At 36.4% G+C, this 14342-nt stretch carries 17 protein-coding genes and 1 pseudogene; 3 read left to right on the forward strand and 15 right to left on the reverse strand.

The features are described 5' to 3' along the window. Positions 1-87 precede the first annotated feature (87 nt). The 7 genes and pseudogenes from CDO33_RS14400 to CDO33_RS14430 all read right to left on the reverse strand — a co-directional run bounded on the left by CDO33_RS14400 (position 88) and on the right by CDO33_RS14430 (position 4707). On the reverse strand, positions 88-369 hold the full coding sequence (locus CDO33_RS14400; RefSeq protein ID WP_103082588.1) for a hypothetical protein: 282 nt from the start codon (positions 367-369) through the stop codon (positions 88-90). Continuing rightward, positions 366-1121 carry an IS66 family transposase gene (gene tnpC, locus CDO33_RS14405; protein WP_103102799.1) on the reverse strand — a complete coding sequence of 252 codons (756 nt, stop codon included), beginning with the start codon at positions 1119-1121 and terminating at the stop codon, positions 366-368. The genes CDO33_RS14400 and tnpC overlap by 4 nt, the downstream gene beginning before the upstream one ends. Further along, positions 1112-1827 (reverse strand): annotated as a pseudogene (locus tag CDO33_RS14410) (transposase); the annotation flags it as partial. The gene tnpC and the pseudogene CDO33_RS14410, both read right to left, overlap by 10 nt. A gap of 124 nt (positions 1828-1951) precedes the next feature. Further along, positions 1952-2119 carry a thioredoxin domain-containing protein gene (locus CDO33_RS21720; protein ID WP_103083285.1) on the reverse strand — a complete coding sequence of 56 codons (168 nt, stop codon included), beginning with the start codon at positions 2117-2119 and terminating at the stop codon, positions 1952-1954. Positions 2120-2158: 39 nt separating this feature from the next. Beyond that, on the reverse strand, positions 2159-2836 hold the full coding sequence (locus CDO33_RS14420; protein WP_103083286.1) for an ABC transporter ATP-binding protein: 678 nt from the start codon (positions 2834-2836) through the stop codon (positions 2159-2161). Positions 2837-2849: 13 nt separating this feature from the next. Then, entirely contained in the window at positions 2850-4130 is a 1281-nt protein-coding gene (locus CDO33_RS14425; RefSeq protein ID WP_103083287.1) for an ABC transporter permease, read from the reverse strand. A gap of 10 nt (positions 4131-4140) precedes the next feature. Then, positions 4141-4707, reverse strand: coding sequence for an ABC transporter permease (locus tag CDO33_RS14430; RefSeq protein ID WP_103083288.1), 567 nt, complete (start codon positions 4705-4707; stop codon positions 4141-4143). A 173-nt stretch (positions 4708-4880) separates the two neighbouring features. Between CDO33_RS14430 and CDO33_RS14435 the strand changes: the two genes are divergently transcribed. Further along, the gene (locus tag CDO33_RS14435) at positions 4881-6092 is read left to right on the forward strand and encodes an IS256 family transposase (protein ID WP_192875030.1); all 1212 of its coding nucleotides are present in this window, start codon (positions 4881-4883) and stop codon (positions 6090-6092) included. Positions 6093-6333: 241 nt separating this feature from the next. On the opposite strand, the gene CDO33_RS14440 is transcribed toward CDO33_RS14435, so the two are convergent. The 7 genes from CDO33_RS14440 to CDO33_RS14465 form a co-directional block, all read right to left on the reverse strand. Further along, positions 6334-6912: an ABC transporter permease gene (locus CDO33_RS14440; RefSeq protein ID WP_103083240.1), complete on the reverse strand. Its 579-nt coding sequence runs from the start codon at positions 6910-6912 to the stop codon at positions 6334-6336. A gap of 8 nt (positions 6913-6920) precedes the next feature. Further along, positions 6921-7931, reverse strand: coding sequence for an NHL repeat-containing protein (locus tag CDO33_RS14445; RefSeq protein ID WP_103083239.1), 1011 nt, complete (start codon positions 7929-7931; stop codon positions 6921-6923). Positions 7932-7981: 50 nt separating this feature from the next. Beyond that, positions 7982-8452, reverse strand: coding sequence for a transposase (locus CDO33_RS14450; protein ID WP_103083238.1), 471 nt, complete (start codon positions 8450-8452; stop codon positions 7982-7984). A 77-nt stretch (positions 8453-8529) separates the two neighbouring features. Next, complete coding sequence (locus CDO33_RS20905) at positions 8530-8688, reverse strand: hypothetical protein (RefSeq protein WP_161496622.1); 159 nt, start codon at positions 8686-8688, stop codon at positions 8530-8532. A gap of 57 nt (positions 8689-8745) precedes the next feature. Continuing rightward, a complete protein-coding gene (locus tag CDO33_RS14455; protein ID WP_103083237.1) occupies positions 8746-9108 on the reverse strand; it encodes a transposase in 363 nt (120 codons plus the stop codon). Between the two features lie 644 nt (positions 9109-9752). Continuing rightward, entirely contained in the window at positions 9753-10265 is a 513-nt protein-coding gene (locus CDO33_RS14460; RefSeq protein ID WP_161496715.1) for a hypothetical protein, read from the reverse strand. Positions 10266-10796: 531 nt separating this feature from the next. Beyond that, the gene (locus CDO33_RS14465) at positions 10797-11807 is read right to left on the reverse strand and encodes a glycoside hydrolase family 5 protein (protein WP_103083235.1); all 1011 of its coding nucleotides are present in this window, start codon (positions 11805-11807) and stop codon (positions 10797-10799) included. 415 nt (positions 11808-12222) lie between these two features. Here CDO33_RS14465 and CDO33_RS14470 point away from each other — a divergent pair, with 415 nt between their 5' ends. Further along, complete coding sequence (locus CDO33_RS14470; protein ID WP_027621409.1) at positions 12223-13512, forward strand: IS110 family RNA-guided transposase; 1290 nt, start codon at positions 12223-12225, stop codon at positions 13510-13512. Positions 13513-13527: 15 nt separating this feature from the next. Beyond that, on the forward strand, positions 13528-13677 hold the full coding sequence (locus tag CDO33_RS20910) for a hypothetical protein (RefSeq protein WP_161496677.1): 150 nt from the start codon (positions 13528-13530) through the stop codon (positions 13675-13677). A gap of 383 nt (positions 13678-14060) precedes the next feature. On the opposite strand, the gene CDO33_RS14475 is transcribed toward CDO33_RS20910, so the two are convergent. Further along, a complete protein-coding gene (locus CDO33_RS14475; RefSeq protein WP_103081665.1) occupies positions 14061-14336 on the reverse strand; it encodes a hypothetical protein in 276 nt (91 codons plus the stop codon). Positions 14337-14342: the final 6 nt, after the last annotated feature.

Consider the following 14342-nt stretch of genomic DNA (forward strand, 5'->3'; position numbering starts at 1 on the left):
AAACATTATTTTTCCTTAACGAACAAGTAAATCGACAGTCAGCATAACAGTTATAACTGTAAGCGTCAAATAGAATAGGACAAAAAACTAAAGCTGTTTTTTTTCTTTGCCCAGCCATTGATCAAATGCCTTAGATATTTTGGCCCTGAATTCTTCTTCCGGTAACCCACGGTCTACATAATACTCATATGCATAATCTATGGTATTAGCAAAACGTTTCGCAAGTTCAGGATTTTCTTCCTCCATATACGGAAAATGCTCTATTACATATGCGCTGTAATCCAGATCAAAAAAACAGCTGTCTATCTCTCCATCTATAAAATCTTTAATAAACTCTATCATAAACTTTGTGTGTTTCCCCAATTTCATTCTTCTTCCTCCCAGGCATATTGTTCCGGTTCTTTCTTTGAAAACGGTGCATAAACTTCTTTTGGCAAAACTTCACTGCACGGTAATAACTCTTCAACTACCGATGCGTATCCAGGCTTCCCAAGATTCGGCATTTGAGTCAGTACCCACTTCACGTATTCATAAGGATTTAACCCATTTTCTATCGCGGTTATTACTATGCTGTAATAAACTGCACTGGCTCTTGCTCCGGCAGGAGTGTACAAGAATAACCAATTTTTTCTGCCAATCACAAATGGCTTTATGCTCCGTTCCGCACGATTGTTGCTGATTTCAAGCCGTCCATCGGTCAGGTATCTTTCTATGTATTTCCTTTGTGCGCAGGCGTAGTGCACCGCCTTGCCCAAAGTACTTCCGGGCAACACATTTAAGCCTTCTATCCAAGAGTAGAATTCTTCGAATAGAGGCTTCGATATCCGTTGTCTTCTTTCCAGGCGTTCATCAGTCTCAAGCAAAGCAAACTCCCTTTCATATCGGAACAGCCTGTCACAATATTCCACGCCTTTTAATAAAAGTGAATCTTTTTTCTTTTCTTCCGGTAAGATCTTCAGCCCATCAAAGAACTTTCGGCGAAGATGCGCCAGACAGCCTACAATCATTATGTTTTCAGGTAGTTTATGATACCCTTCATACCCATCCGCATGTAAATACCCGCTGAACCTTTCAAGAAACTCTTTCGGCCGGGTGCGCCTTCTATCGGGAAGGTTGAAAATTCTCTGACACTTGTTTTAATGCCTCCAGGGTAAATCACTCTATTGGATTTATTCTTCCAATGGTGTGATATCCTTTTCTTAAGGCATGGAGCATCACTTTACCCGATGTATACCAGGCATCCAACAACAAGTACGTTGTTTCTGTAACCGGTATAAATTCATCAATAAGCTGCATTGCAAGCTCTTGTTTATTCTTAAAATGCTTCTTTGCTTTATTGCCAAAGAACTGCTTTCTAAGATAGAGCCTGAAGTTTTGTGGCAGTGAGTATTCGGAAATTTTATAATGAGAAGTAACTACGCAATGAGACCACATGGGTTTTCCGTCACTGTGTGAATGATGGAAATCAAGGCCCTCAATCTTTTTGGTAGACTTATCTTTTTTACTCAAAGAGTCGTCTATGATGAGAAAGCCTACAGTATCTTCATTCACGCTATTACAGACAACATTTAGAGAATGGTTAATTCTCTTGTGGTCCACATAATCGTTACTCCATTTATACTCTCCGAGGAATCTTGAACCACAGCTTCTATCCCGGTTACAGGTATGCTTTGAATAGATCCTGGAAACATTTTTGCTTCCCTCGGTGGTAATAATGCCTGAGACCATAAGAACCATATGATTTTGTATGGCTTCAGAATTATGTAATTTTAGCATATTTATATAATTGATTATATTTTTGTTTTGTTCTATTATTATCTCAGGCATAAGATTGACCCCCGTGGAAACTGTTTGTTTCTGGACAATTCAAACTTTACCACACTAGGTCGACTTATGCTTTTGTTTTACCATTTTATTGGTAATACAATTATTTACTTTTCAATACCCAACACTAATCAGTTATATTGTATTTTATAAGAATAAAATCTTTATGCTTGTCCTGCAAATCATCGAAAAAGCTTGTAAGCTTTTGACAAAAACTACAAGTTGGCGTATAAAAGTAAATAGCCTTCACTTGATTTTCACTAGCTGAAAGAGTAGAAAAATTTAACAGCAACATAAAAAAATTGCTATAAATACAAATATCGCTTTTTTCATACTAATATGCTCCTGTATCTTTTACTATAATACCATCATTAAGAATAATTTTACGTTTTGCATAACTTGCAACTTTTTCGTCATGGGTTACAATCACAAGGGTTGTTCCTTTATTATTCAGACTCTGCAATAACTCTATTATTTCAGTTCCGTTCTTGCTATCCAAATTTCCCGTAGGTTCATCCGCAAGTATAATCTCAGGGTTATTAGATAAAGCTCTTGCTATTGCAACACGCTGTTGTTGGCCACCTGATAACTGAGATGGATAATTCTTTACTTTATCAATCAAACCGACTTTTTCTAACATTTCCAGAACGATTTCTTTTCTTTGCTTTCTTGGCATCCCTGCATATCCTAACGGGACTTCCACATTTTCAAACACCGTCATTTCATTAATGAGGTTAAATGCTTGGAAGACAAAACCAATGCGTTTATTTCTAATTAAAGCAAGCTGTTTGCTATTTAATTCTTTTATATTTATATCTTTAAACATGTATTCACCGGAATCGAAATCATCCATACAACCTATTATGTTGAGAAGTGTTGTTTTTCCACAACCAGAGCGTCCCATTATTGCCACAAACTCTGACTCTGCAATTTCTAAGCTAATGCCCTTTAGGGCCAACGTTTGAACACCATTACCCTTATAGATCTTATGAACATTAATCAGTTGTATCATTTATAGCTCCTTTCTATAAACTATGTAATATTTTTATTGGTGTAATATTCTTTATTTTTTTAATCGGCAAAATTGAAGAGATAATGCCAATCAGCATTGAAACACAAAACGAAAATAACAAGATTTTAAAATCAATAATTATTTCAAACTGACTAAAATGTACTTTTGTTTTCAATAACAGAATACTAACAACAATTCCAATTAAACCTCCTTGAATAGTAACAAATGTCGACTCCATAATAATTTCGAGAAATATTTTTTCTATTGTTGCTCCTAATGTTAGGGATATTGCAATTTCCCTGGTCCTCTGGTTTATTATTATTAGAATAATACTGGTCAAACCAATACTTATAATGAGTAAAATAAATATGGATAATATCATTAATCCAAGCGAATATGCTTTATAAACATTCGTTTGTCTTAAATATTCTGATAACGTTGTATCAAAATTATAGTCATATAAGTCCCCATACTTCTTATACAGGTAGCTAATTATACCTGCTCCTATATCTGAAGCAAAATCCGAATTTATGAATTTGAATGTAACAAACATATTTGCAATAGTTGCAAGATCGGTTTTTTCTGAAAGGTATTTTATCGGTAGTATAACACACTCATCAAGATCTAAATTGCCAGATTCAACTGTGACATATAAAGTCAAATGATTACTTGAATTTTCATATAAGTTATCCATTGGAGTAATCTCCAATACATCATCATTTAATAAAACAATCTGATTGGATGTCAGAACTTCCTTATATAAACTTACAGAATCTTCAGGTAATTTACCGTTTATTAAAGTTTCAAGTGCTTTCTTCCCTATATAAACTTTGCTAGTACTGCTAAACTCATCAACTTTTTTGTTTGGATAATATATATTAAAAAAGCTATCAGTTACAAATAAGAAGCTTACTGTAGATATATCAGCTACACCTTTTGAAGATACAATAAAATTCATATTTTTTTTTACTATAATGGAAATATCTAAATTGCTTTTGTATTTCTCTTTAATCCAGTTATAATCATCAATAGAGAACGGTAACGGAAAGTTATTATCATCACTTATACGTAAAGAATCGATGCTGGAATTTTGCTGTTGAAGGTAGATTTTGAGCTTAATCAAGCTATTCTCAGCTTTGCTTTTGAGGTTTTCATATTTATGAGTTATGGAAGAACTAATAGTTAGAAATACAGTTAATAGCGATATGCCAATAAATACCTGCAGTGCTACTAGAGAATATTTCACTGCATTATTTCTAATCTTTTTTATCACCTTTACTAACAAATAGAACATAAAGACCCCTCTACCTGTATATTTCCATAATACTGAGTTTTGTAATTTTTCTTAACATCAAAAAGCTTATCAGTAAAGAGAAAATAATGCATATAAATACACATATTATGTATATGTTAATGCTTATAGAAAAAAAGCTGAAAATGTAATTATTTATTATGTAAATTACTATTAAAGTAGCTAATGTAACTATTATAGAAGATAATAAAGATAATATGATCAGCTCAAAAAAGTTTTGCATAAATATATCCTTTTGGGAAGCTCCAAGAGCAAGCTTAATACCGTAGCTTTTTCTATCTTCATTGACCTTATTGAATATAATATTTATTATGTTCAATAAGGCATAAAGTAAAACGACCCCCGTAATTGCAAACAATACAGTAGTAAATGCATGCTCCCTATTAATGTCATCCTTATGTTTATCTTTATATAACTTTATATCAGCAGTAAATTTGAACTTATCTGAAATAAAGTCTTTAAGTAAAACTGCCTGTTTTTCAAGTTCATATTTATCTTTAAATTTAATATAATATGTAAGGTCATGATTTTTAAGGTGTAATTTATCTAAACAGTTCATAGGAATTATAATTGAATCTAAGTTATAGTCTTATGTAGTGGTGTAAAATCGGCAGCGTAATTCCGGTGGTAAATATTGTCCTTTGACAAACGAGCCACGATATGGCATCTACTTTATTAGGTCTCACAAATCAATAAGGTAGAGGAGGTCATATCGTGGCTACAAAAGATATAATGCCATTAATCGAAGAAATTTTCAAGGTTTATGGAGATGTAAAAAATGGAGATTTTATGCGTGAGACCATGGCATTCATCCTACAAAAGCTGATGGAGGCTGAAGTAACGGCAAAAATCGGCGCTCAAAAGTATGAGCGTACCGATGAACGGAACAACCATCGCAACGGTACCCGTACCAGACCCTACGAGACCCGTCTGGGAACAATTGAACTAAAAATACCGAAGCTGCGTGAGGGAAGCTATTTCCCAAGTTTCTTGGAGCCTCGCCGCATGTGGGAAAAAGCACTGGTCAATGTAATTCAAGAGGCCTATGTCCATGGGGTCAGCACTCGCAAGGTGGATGAACTGGTTCAAGCGCTTGGGATGGAAGGGATTGATAAGAGCGCCGTATCCCGTATCAGTCAGGAGCTGGACGAACATGTCCAAGGGTTTGTTCACCGCCCTTTGACATTACAATACCCATATTTACGGCTAGATGCAACCTTTCCAAAGGTCCGTGAAGGCGGGCATGTAGAAAACATGGCACTGGTGGTTGCAGTAGGTGTGAATGAAAATGGGGAACGAGAAATACTGGGCTTTGATATAGGTATGGCAGAGAGTGGTCCTTTTTGGACAGACTTTTTACGCCGTTTGGTAAGCCGAGGCCTAAGAGGAGTGAAACTGGTCATCAGTGACGCCCATGAAGGCCTGAAAGGGGCAATAAACGAAGTATTAAGCGGTTGTGCATGGCAGCGGTGTCGGGTGCATTTTATGCGTAATGTATTATGCCAGGTACCTCGCAAACAACAAGGAATGGTATCGGCCATTGTTAGGACTATTTTTGCTGCACCTGATCAGAAGGCTGCAAAAGAACAACTATACACGGTTGTTTCCCAGTTGAAGGACCGATTCCCCAAGGCAATGGAAATCCTGGAGAATGGGTGCGAGAATGTGCTGCAGTACATGGCCTTTCCATCGGAGCATTGGGCACAGATCCATTCGACAAACCCGTTGGAACGGTTAAACAGAGAGATACGGCGAAGGACAGATGTTGTGAGCATATTTCCAAACCGCCCGTCGGTACTACGACTGGTAGGGACATTACTCATTGAGCAGCATGAGGAGTGGCAGATTGGCCGTAGATATTTCAGCAAGGAATCAATGAACAAGGTAGTAAATCCAGCGCTTGCTCCCTATACTCTGTCGTCGACATCACTGCTGCACAAATAAAATGCTTGCTTTTTTAGCTGATTCCTGAGGTGGTTTTCCTATACGGACTTCCGCATAGGCAGCGTCCGCCATGCTATAATGGAAAATTACGGGGGATGTGGTAAACTTAAGCTTGCTTCTTCCCTTCATCCCTCGGCACTAAAAACAGGGCATGGCGGAATGTGGTTGTCAAGGAAAAGCCTGTTTTTGGCCCTTGACAACCACATTAGCGATAATATCAGAGACCAAAGTAGATGCTAATTTACACCACTTGACAAGACGCTATCGAATCTAAAAAATTTATATTATCAGTTACTCCAATGATTTCAAATTCATTACCAAGTATATTTATCTTATTTCCTAAGCTATTTTTAGCGAAATATTTTTTGGCGAAGTTCTTACCGATAATACATACAAAATCAGAGCTTAAACCATCCGTATCAAGCCATTTCCCACCACATAAAGCCATTTGTGATAATTCTCTGTAATTTGAATCTAGAGCTACAACATTAGAACGAGTATAATCTCCTTCTAAAATTATTGTTGCTTGAAAGTAATTATATCTTGATATTGTATCAATACCGGTGTTTTCAATCATTATCTTTTTAATATCTGCTTCTGACAAACTCCCATTTTTAATAGTTACTAGAATAACTTTATCAAAATCTTTAATGACAGAGCTATTTAAAAACTCTATAATGGCACTACCAAAAGCAAGAACTAGGACAGGAAAAAGCAATCCAAGAACCAAAGATAATATGATTGATAAGCTAACAAATTTTTTTCTTTTTAAATTGCCATATGCAGTTTTGAAATTAAAAAGTATTCTATCTACAGTCATATTTTCTCCTAGTCATTTTTTGAAAGTTTATATATTACATTTTTAAAAGTATCTAGAACATATAAATCATTTTTGCTGTCCTTAACAATGTAAGTAATTCCTTGCTGTTCTTTAAAATCACCTTTGTATACCGTACCAATATAGTTTGCTTGCAAATCAAATCTATCAACAGTTATAAAAGCTCCACTTACAAGGTACATATTATCATTATCTATAACAATACCTTTAGGCACATATTTATAAGGCAACTCATAAACTTTTTTAATTTCTTTATCTATAATATGCAATAATTCATTTTTGCCACTCCTTACCCCCTCATATTTTCCACTGTTATAATACTCACCTCCAGAGACAAAATAAACAATATCGTTTTCTATTGCAAGATGCCCTAAAAGTCCCTCTCCTATTTTTTTTACCTTATTATCATCAGAAGAAATAATGTAAATGCTTCCTAATTTCCTATCATAAGTTTCAACCGAAAAATATATGTTTTTTGAACTATCTACAACAAGATCCATCAAATTAACACTTTTTCCATCAAACACATTTATAGCAATTTGTTTTATAAACTTAAAACTTTTATCAAAAACTTGTATTCTGGAATTTCCTGAATCTAAAACATAGACATAGCCTTCATTATCAACAGTAATTCCTGTAGGATTTACAAATTCACCTGCTCCATTTCCCATTTTACCAATCTCTTTTTTCATTTTGCCGTTTACATCGATTAAAACTAGTCTGTTATTTGATGTATCCGCAATTAATAAATCTTCGTCTATTAATGCAATCCCTTGAGGTTGTTTTAATCCCAAGCCTTCACCAATCTTTGCAGATAACCGATATTCATCAGCAATAATGTTTAATTTTAAATCCGGTGCTCTGTCTATATCATTTTGCGAAACAGAGTTACCTTTAAAAATACTTTCAGCACCTATAAAATTGTTGTATAAAAAGAAAGCAATTACTAAAATAATAATGACCATGAAGCTCAAAAAAAATGATAATTTAGCTTTTTTCACATTTATCAATCCTTCACAGTATATTTTACTTGGTTCTCATGTGTGTAAAGTTAAGCCAACATTTGTAAAACTATCTCAGGTATATTATGTTCCATGAGTACCTGTTGGGTAGTTTTTCTTTTGCGTTTTTCGTCTAGGCTTCGCCCAATTACATCAACAAAAGCGTCATACAGCTTTATTGCATTTCCCCGGACGTTATGAAGGCTTGTCAGCAATATCTCGGATTTCTCCCGAAGATTTTTAAAAAACTTCAGCATGCTCAAGAGCCTTCGCTGCTCTCGAAACATCACCGCAAATACTGTTGAAAACACGGCTGTCATTAATGCAATAACGATCAGTTTGCCATATATCAAGCATTCAAAATATTTCTCTCCTACATTTTCCACTTTATCAATATCAAAATGACACTTCCATCTCTTAGACACCAACTCCACCTGGCATCTTAGCCTGTATAGTTCGCAGATTATTTTCAAAGCCAGCATATCTTCCGGTATGTTGCTTATAAATATATTCCATGCCAAAAGTTCAGTTTCAGCAGCTAGCAGCTGTCAGAGTCTTATTGGAAGACTGTGCTTTCTTGTTAGCTTTCCTCCTACACTCATTTAACTACTTCCTCTGGCAGCCTTATTGCTACAATTCTTACCTTCATCCTGTTCTTCCGGTTGCCTCCGATGTATATCTCACGATCCAACGTGCCTCCGGACTTTTTGAGCATTTCGATTATGTCAAGCTTTGTATAACGTCCTTTCTTCTTCATCCAGTCTACATAAAGTTTTGAATTGGTCTTAACCCAGCTTAGAAAGAATGCTCCTTTTTATGCAATTTCTCTAAAAGCTATTGCATTAAAGTATCCCAGGTCAATTAGTATCAAATCCATGAGAGAAAGGTTTTTGGCAATATCAGCTGTATAATTGCTGTCATTCCCAGTTGCAGTGCATAATTCAATACTTCTAAACTTTCTTTCCATAAGGCTGAACATCAATTGTATTTTTACTGCAGCTTTTGCATTTATACCTCCAAGCCCTTTAAATATAGTCTGAAGCTTGTCAGGAAGCGATAACAATGTACTATCACATATATAGACATGCTTGACCTGCTTCAAAACCTCAACTGTTTCAGTTGTTACAGAATGCTTTGCTGCATAGGCTACCACCCAGGGCAGCATTTCCTTTAACAAGACAGAGCCTGTTTTAAGCCTTTGGAACAATGCCTGCTTTGAAAGTTTCAGGCCATGCTAAATTTCACAATATTTTGAGGCAAGCGTATCTAATGTTATTTCATGAAGGCTCCAAGCTCCTACTTTAAATACTTTAAAAAATGTATTTGCTGTAAGCCCCCTTTCCCGCAGGGCAAAGCCCACTTCTTTAAGAACTTCCTCTATTTGCCAGGATGTAAACAACTTGATTATCTTTAATATTACAACTATACTGAGATTAGGATTTTTGATTTTGGAACCTCACAGTTTTTATTTTGAGCGTTTCATATTTTTTACCTATTCTCAATGGTGCTTTTGCCTTTTACATTTAATGGCTTAACTTTACGCCTATGACTTGTTTCTTATACAATGTCATATTTTTTATAGAGGAATGTTTAACAATTCGTTAAATGCATATTGTCTAATAGATGGAACTTATCTTTTACAGTTCACAACAGCCACTCCACTCAATACGACTATCATACTCCCAGTATGAAGTGTTATTATCTCTAACACACTGCCTTTTTAAATAAACATATTGTCCCCATGATTCATAAGGATTAAATGGTATATTGTAACACTTGTTAGAAAAGCATTTTGGAGAAGCGAAAGAATAAATCTCCCAATTACCGCAACCTGCTGCAAATACATTCATTGTTGGAATAATCATGAGTGCTAGAACCAGAATAAAAATTAAAGCTTTTTTCATTATATAAGCTTCCATCAGTGGTATTGCTTCCTTCTATAAAAATAATGTCAAATGTGTTATTTAATTTTGGAGTCTGGATGATTTTCTTTTTATCATTGCTACAACTTTCGCATCTGTCAGCAGAAAACATTATTATAGTTGATTTATTTGAGCTTTGAATATTTGAATCCCTTTTACTAAAATCATTTACAATTTGATTAAAAGCCTTATACCTGTAGTCTGGTCTACCCTGCAATTCCCATATTTTATCTGCCAATATTTCAAGATTAGCATCAGATGTAAAAACAATCTTATTGCTCTTATCAATAATAAAACCTCTCGGAGTTAAGCTAGATAATCTGACTTTGTTTTTTAAGGTATAATTTATGTCAATAGGTATTTCTGCTTTCGTAATCTTATTTTCAGCAAGTTTATCGTCCCATATAAGCATAAAATTAAAATCGGTTGATTCGTACAACTTGAGTACTCTACTAATAGCAGGGAGGTCATTCAAGCATGCTTGACAATGACTGGAAAGATAAAATATTACAGTATATTTCTTACTATTTGTCGAAATATTTATTTTTCACCTTTATAATTATATATATCTATGCGTGGAAATTCGTCACCGTATCCTAAATCTAGCGATTGCGTATGGTATGTGAAATTTAGATATAAATATATGAAAACTGTTACAGTTAGTATAACTGATAATGTAAACATAACTCTTTTTCTCATATACATACCTCTAATTTAATAGTTTTCAAATAATAACTGGTTAAAAATGAATAATAATCTCCTCATGCTATGTATTGGATAGTTTAATATTATATTTATAATTTAACATATTAAGGTAGTCTTGTCAATTGTTATAGTGCTTATTTGACATATATAAAACTTAACTAATATATAATTTATGTAAAAATTTGATATTTGTATTAAATAAAAAGGAGATGCTTGATTGCATCCCCTTTCTCATTTCCTATTTTCTGAACCATCCGTTTTCAACGCACTTTCTGTAATCCCAGGTAGGCATACCATCGTTCTGGAGCTTATAACTCCAGAAGAACCAACCTTCCGCCGTTTCATAAGCAAGAAGCTGTGCTCCGGCATAAGCCCTGGAGGCGGCATCCCGCTGCATTTCATTCATATCTTTCATGGTGTATGTCGGATCTAACCCCAAGGACCACTCACCCACGATAATTGGGAAATATTCAGCCATCTCCCGGATCTGCTCCGCCCTTACCACCGACGCCAGATGCAGGTGCCCCGGCATGTCACGATTTTTATCCTCTTCCGTGAAGCATTGATAAAAATGGGTATCCAAAATCACATTCCTGTATTCAGGCCCACGCATGAAGTCCTTCCATTGATTGAGCCGGAAGCCATCGTGGATAACTATTGCCACATTTTCATCCACATGCCTGCGGCATGCCTCATATCCCCGAATATAGTAATCCCTGAGTATGTCCATGGGCACATCCCATCTGGGCTCATTCAGGAGCTGTATGCCCCAGAGGGCAGAATGCCCTTTGTAGCGCTCTGCGATGCTGTCGATAACCTGTACGGTCCTCGATACATACTCCTCCTTGGTATGCCATTCGCATACCCCTAAAATCCCTCCGTTGTCAAAGCCGTTCTGACAGCCGGGGGCGGTATGCAGGTCGATCAATACTTTTATACCTGCCTCTTTAGCCCACTCCATTGCTAAATCAAGATACTCGATGCATCCGTAATATGGCCTGACATCCCCGAAAATCCAATGGGGGATAGGTATTCTGACTGAGTTTAACCCGGCTTCGGCAATCCATTTAAAATCCTCAAAGGTTATGTAGCTGTCCCTGTGAGGCTTTAGCCTTTCCAGGGTTTTGTCCCCCAGCTCCTCACAAAAGGCTGTCTCATCCTCAGCCTTCAATCCCTCAAAAAGGGCAGGCTTCATCCATTTCTCCAGCACCAGCCAGTTTCCAATATTCACTCCCCTGATTTTTGCCATTTGCTCATCCTCCTTGTACAATTAATATTGTATTAAATCAGTGACCAAAGCCACTGTTTGACCCATCAATTTTTATAGTTAACATAACATTTTAAGCTTCATACTTTTCCAAACATCAAGCACATCATCCGGCTTCACATCTTAGCCATTATGCCAGCATCTGTTGGCCTGAACTTTGACAATCATGTATAATATTTTCCGGACTTGGAAGGTGTGTGTTTCACCTCCTGGGACGGACCTTAGCGGGCCGATTACCCGTAAAAAAGAGTATTTATCCATTCCGGTAAGTCTACATGATTTGGCTGGTTGAGGCCAGCTTAAAGCTGGTTCCTCGTGTCACATGCAAGGTTGTTTGCTTACATGGGAAGGAATGGAGACTTTTAAGTCCATTCATCTTGTAAAGGAGGCATTTTTTATGAATTTCAGACCTATGGCAGGAATCGATGTAGGTAAATTCTTTAGTGAGATGGCAATTCTTTCTCCATCCAATGAAGTAATTGCCCGCATGAAGATCCGCCATGATTCCAGTTCTGACGTTGAAAGAGCCGTTAAATTACTGAAAAAAACGGAAAAGGACTTTGATTCTAGGCCTTTCGTCGTCATGGAATCCACCGGGCACTATCACAAAATCCTTTTCCATTCACTTTGTAAAGCTGGATTTGAGGTTTCCATCATAAACCCCATCCAAACTGATTCTATCAAAAATATTGGAATCAGGAAAGTGAAAAATGATAAAGTTGATGCCCGGAAAATTGCCCTGCTATACAGATTTCAGGAGCTTAAAACTACTAATATCCCAGATGAAGATATTGAATGTCTGCGAAGCCTTTGCCGACAGTACTACAAGCTCTCTGACGAACTTACTGCCTACAAAAACAGGCTTACAGGTATTGTTGACCAACTCATGCTAAACTTCAAGGATGTATTCCCTAACATCTTTTCAAAGGCTGCTCTCGCAGTATTAGAAAAATATCCTACGCCTGTGCATATTCTTAAAGCCAACAGAAACAAGTTGATTGCACTGATACAAAAGAATTCCCGCAGAAGCCTTAAGTGGTCAACTGCAAAGTATGAGCTTTTGGTCTCCAAGGCCAGAGAATTTGCACCTTTGAGCATTAATAACTCTTCAAATATTGCCATGCTTGGGGTGTATATCTCTATGATTAAAACCTTGGAGGAAAACCTTGAGAAAGTCCTCAAAGCCATTCGTTCATTGATTGCTGAAGATATGGCAAAGGACATACCCATGCTGGCACTGACTCTCGAGCTTCTACAAAGCATTCCAGGTATAGGACTTATCTCTGCTGTTACCATTCTGGCTGAAATTGGCGACTTTTCAGCTTTTTCAAAGCCAGGCAAGCTAGTTGCTTATTTCGGCATTGACCCCTCTGTAATGCAGTCCGGAGAGTTTACCGGCACACAAAACAAGATGTCAAAAAGGGGGTCAAGGCTGCTTCGCAGGGTACTTTTCACAATTGCTCTTGCTAATATCCGCACTAAGCGTGACAAAACAGCTTGCAACCCTGTACTGATGGAATATTACAAAAACAAATGCCAGAACAAGCCTAAAAAAGTGGCCTTAGGAGCTGTTATGCGTAAGCTTGTTAATTATATTTTTGCTGTTCTTAGGGATAGAAAGCCTTATCAGCTACGTAGCCCTCAGGAACATGCGAAGAATCTTGCAGCAAAGCATACAGCAGCTTAATAGTACTGTTACTTGATGTTTAGTTTTCAAAGAGCAACTTACTATTTTGGACCAGCTATTTTATGTCTACTTCACCTGGGTGGTCTTGTTGTCATGCCTTTTTTAGCTCATGTGTTTTTTGAAAAATTCTTTTATTTTTCAAAAAAAGCTCTTGACTTTAATTAGCTGGTCTTTTTATTAAAATTTTAAAGGCACCTCTATTTTTTTAAGAGCAAGATAATCTTGAATAATTTTCCATAATCACCTGAACTTACATAAATTATATCATCCCCAGTGATGGCATGCCATAGTATCTCATAGTATCTCATAGTACCTCATAGCATCTTAAGTGCATATCTCAAAAAATACATATCTTAAACACAAATCCTAAATACACTTAGAAACATATTTTAAGTACATTTTTTAAATGCATAGTAAGCACATATATTAAGTGCAGTTTGTTACTTAATTTTAGAGAATTCATTTGGACTTGCCATCTTTGCACATGGTTTCTTAAAAGGTGGAAAATTTATTCTGAGCATTTTTTGTACTCGCATACCAGCTCATGGTTAAAGGGTGGAAGATATGCTCACTTCCCGCCGTAAAACAATCGGTATCCGCCACTTATTGATAATGGTCGGCATTTTGCTGTCTTGCTCCAATAGCGATCTTGTTTGGCAGGGATTATAATATCCCACCGGAGTCTCCGGCAAATCCAACTCGCCATATAGCTGAGAACCGGCGCCGGAGGACACTGAATTCCCCAGCAAAAACAGTTTGGCATATGGCTGAGAACCACTATGATATAGGACTTCGTATTTCCAGTCCGTAAGCTTTATAACCATGCAATT

The sequence above is a fragment of the Clostridium thermosuccinogenes genome (genome assembly GCF_002896855.1).
In the GTDB taxonomy this organism is placed as follows: Bacteria; Bacillota; Clostridia; order Acetivibrionales; family DSM-5807; genus Pseudoclostridium; species Pseudoclostridium thermosuccinogenes.

What these genes read in the sequence shown, in the direction of transcription:
- CDO33_RS21720 (WP_103083285.1), bottom strand. Translation starts at nt 2,119, where the DNA reads ATGTTGCTGTTAAATTTTTCTACTCTTTCAGCTAGTGAAAATCAAGTG.
- CDO33_RS14425 (WP_103083287.1), bottom strand. Translation starts at nt 4,130, where the DNA reads ATGTTCTATTTGTTAGTAAAGGTGATAAAAAAGATTAGAAATAATGCA.
- CDO33_RS20905 (WP_161496622.1), bottom strand. Translation starts at nt 8,688, where the DNA reads ATGAAGAAGAAAGGACGTTATACAAAGCTTGACATAATCGAAATGCTC.
- CDO33_RS14475 (WP_103081665.1), bottom strand. Translation starts at nt 14,336, where the DNA reads ATGGTTATAAAGCTTACGGACTGGAAATACGAAGTCCTATATCATAGT.
- CDO33_RS14465 (WP_103083235.1), bottom strand. Translation starts at nt 11,807, where the DNA reads ATGGCAAAAATCAGGGGAGTGAATATTGGAAACTGGCTGGTGCTGGAG.
- CDO33_RS20910 (WP_161496677.1), top strand. Translation starts at nt 13,528, where the DNA reads ATGTTTAGTTTTCAAAGAGCAACTTACTATTTTGGACCAGCTATTTTA.
- CDO33_RS14435 (WP_192875030.1), top strand. Translation starts at nt 4,881, where the DNA reads ATGCCATTAATCGAAGAAATTTTCAAGGTTTATGGAGATGTAAAAAAT.
- CDO33_RS14430 (WP_103083288.1), bottom strand. Translation starts at nt 4,707, where the DNA reads ATGAACTGTTTAGATAAATTACACCTTAAAAATCATGACCTTACATAT.
- CDO33_RS14420 (WP_103083286.1), bottom strand. Translation starts at nt 2,836, where the DNA reads ATGATACAACTGATTAATGTTCATAAGATCTATAAGGGTAATGGTGTT.
- CDO33_RS14440 (WP_103083240.1), bottom strand. Translation starts at nt 6,912, where the DNA reads ATGACTGTAGATAGAATACTTTTTAATTTCAAAACTGCATATGGCAAT.
- CDO33_RS14470 (WP_027621409.1), top strand. Translation starts at nt 12,223, where the DNA reads ATGAATTTCAGACCTATGGCAGGAATCGATGTAGGTAAATTCTTTAGT.
- CDO33_RS14400 (WP_103082588.1), bottom strand. Translation starts at nt 369, where the DNA reads ATGAAATTGGGGAAACACACAAAGTTTATGATAGAGTTTATTAAAGAT.
- CDO33_RS14460 (WP_161496715.1), bottom strand. Translation starts at nt 10,265, where the DNA reads ATGCTTATATGGGACGATAAACTTGCTGAAAATAAGATTACGAAAGCA.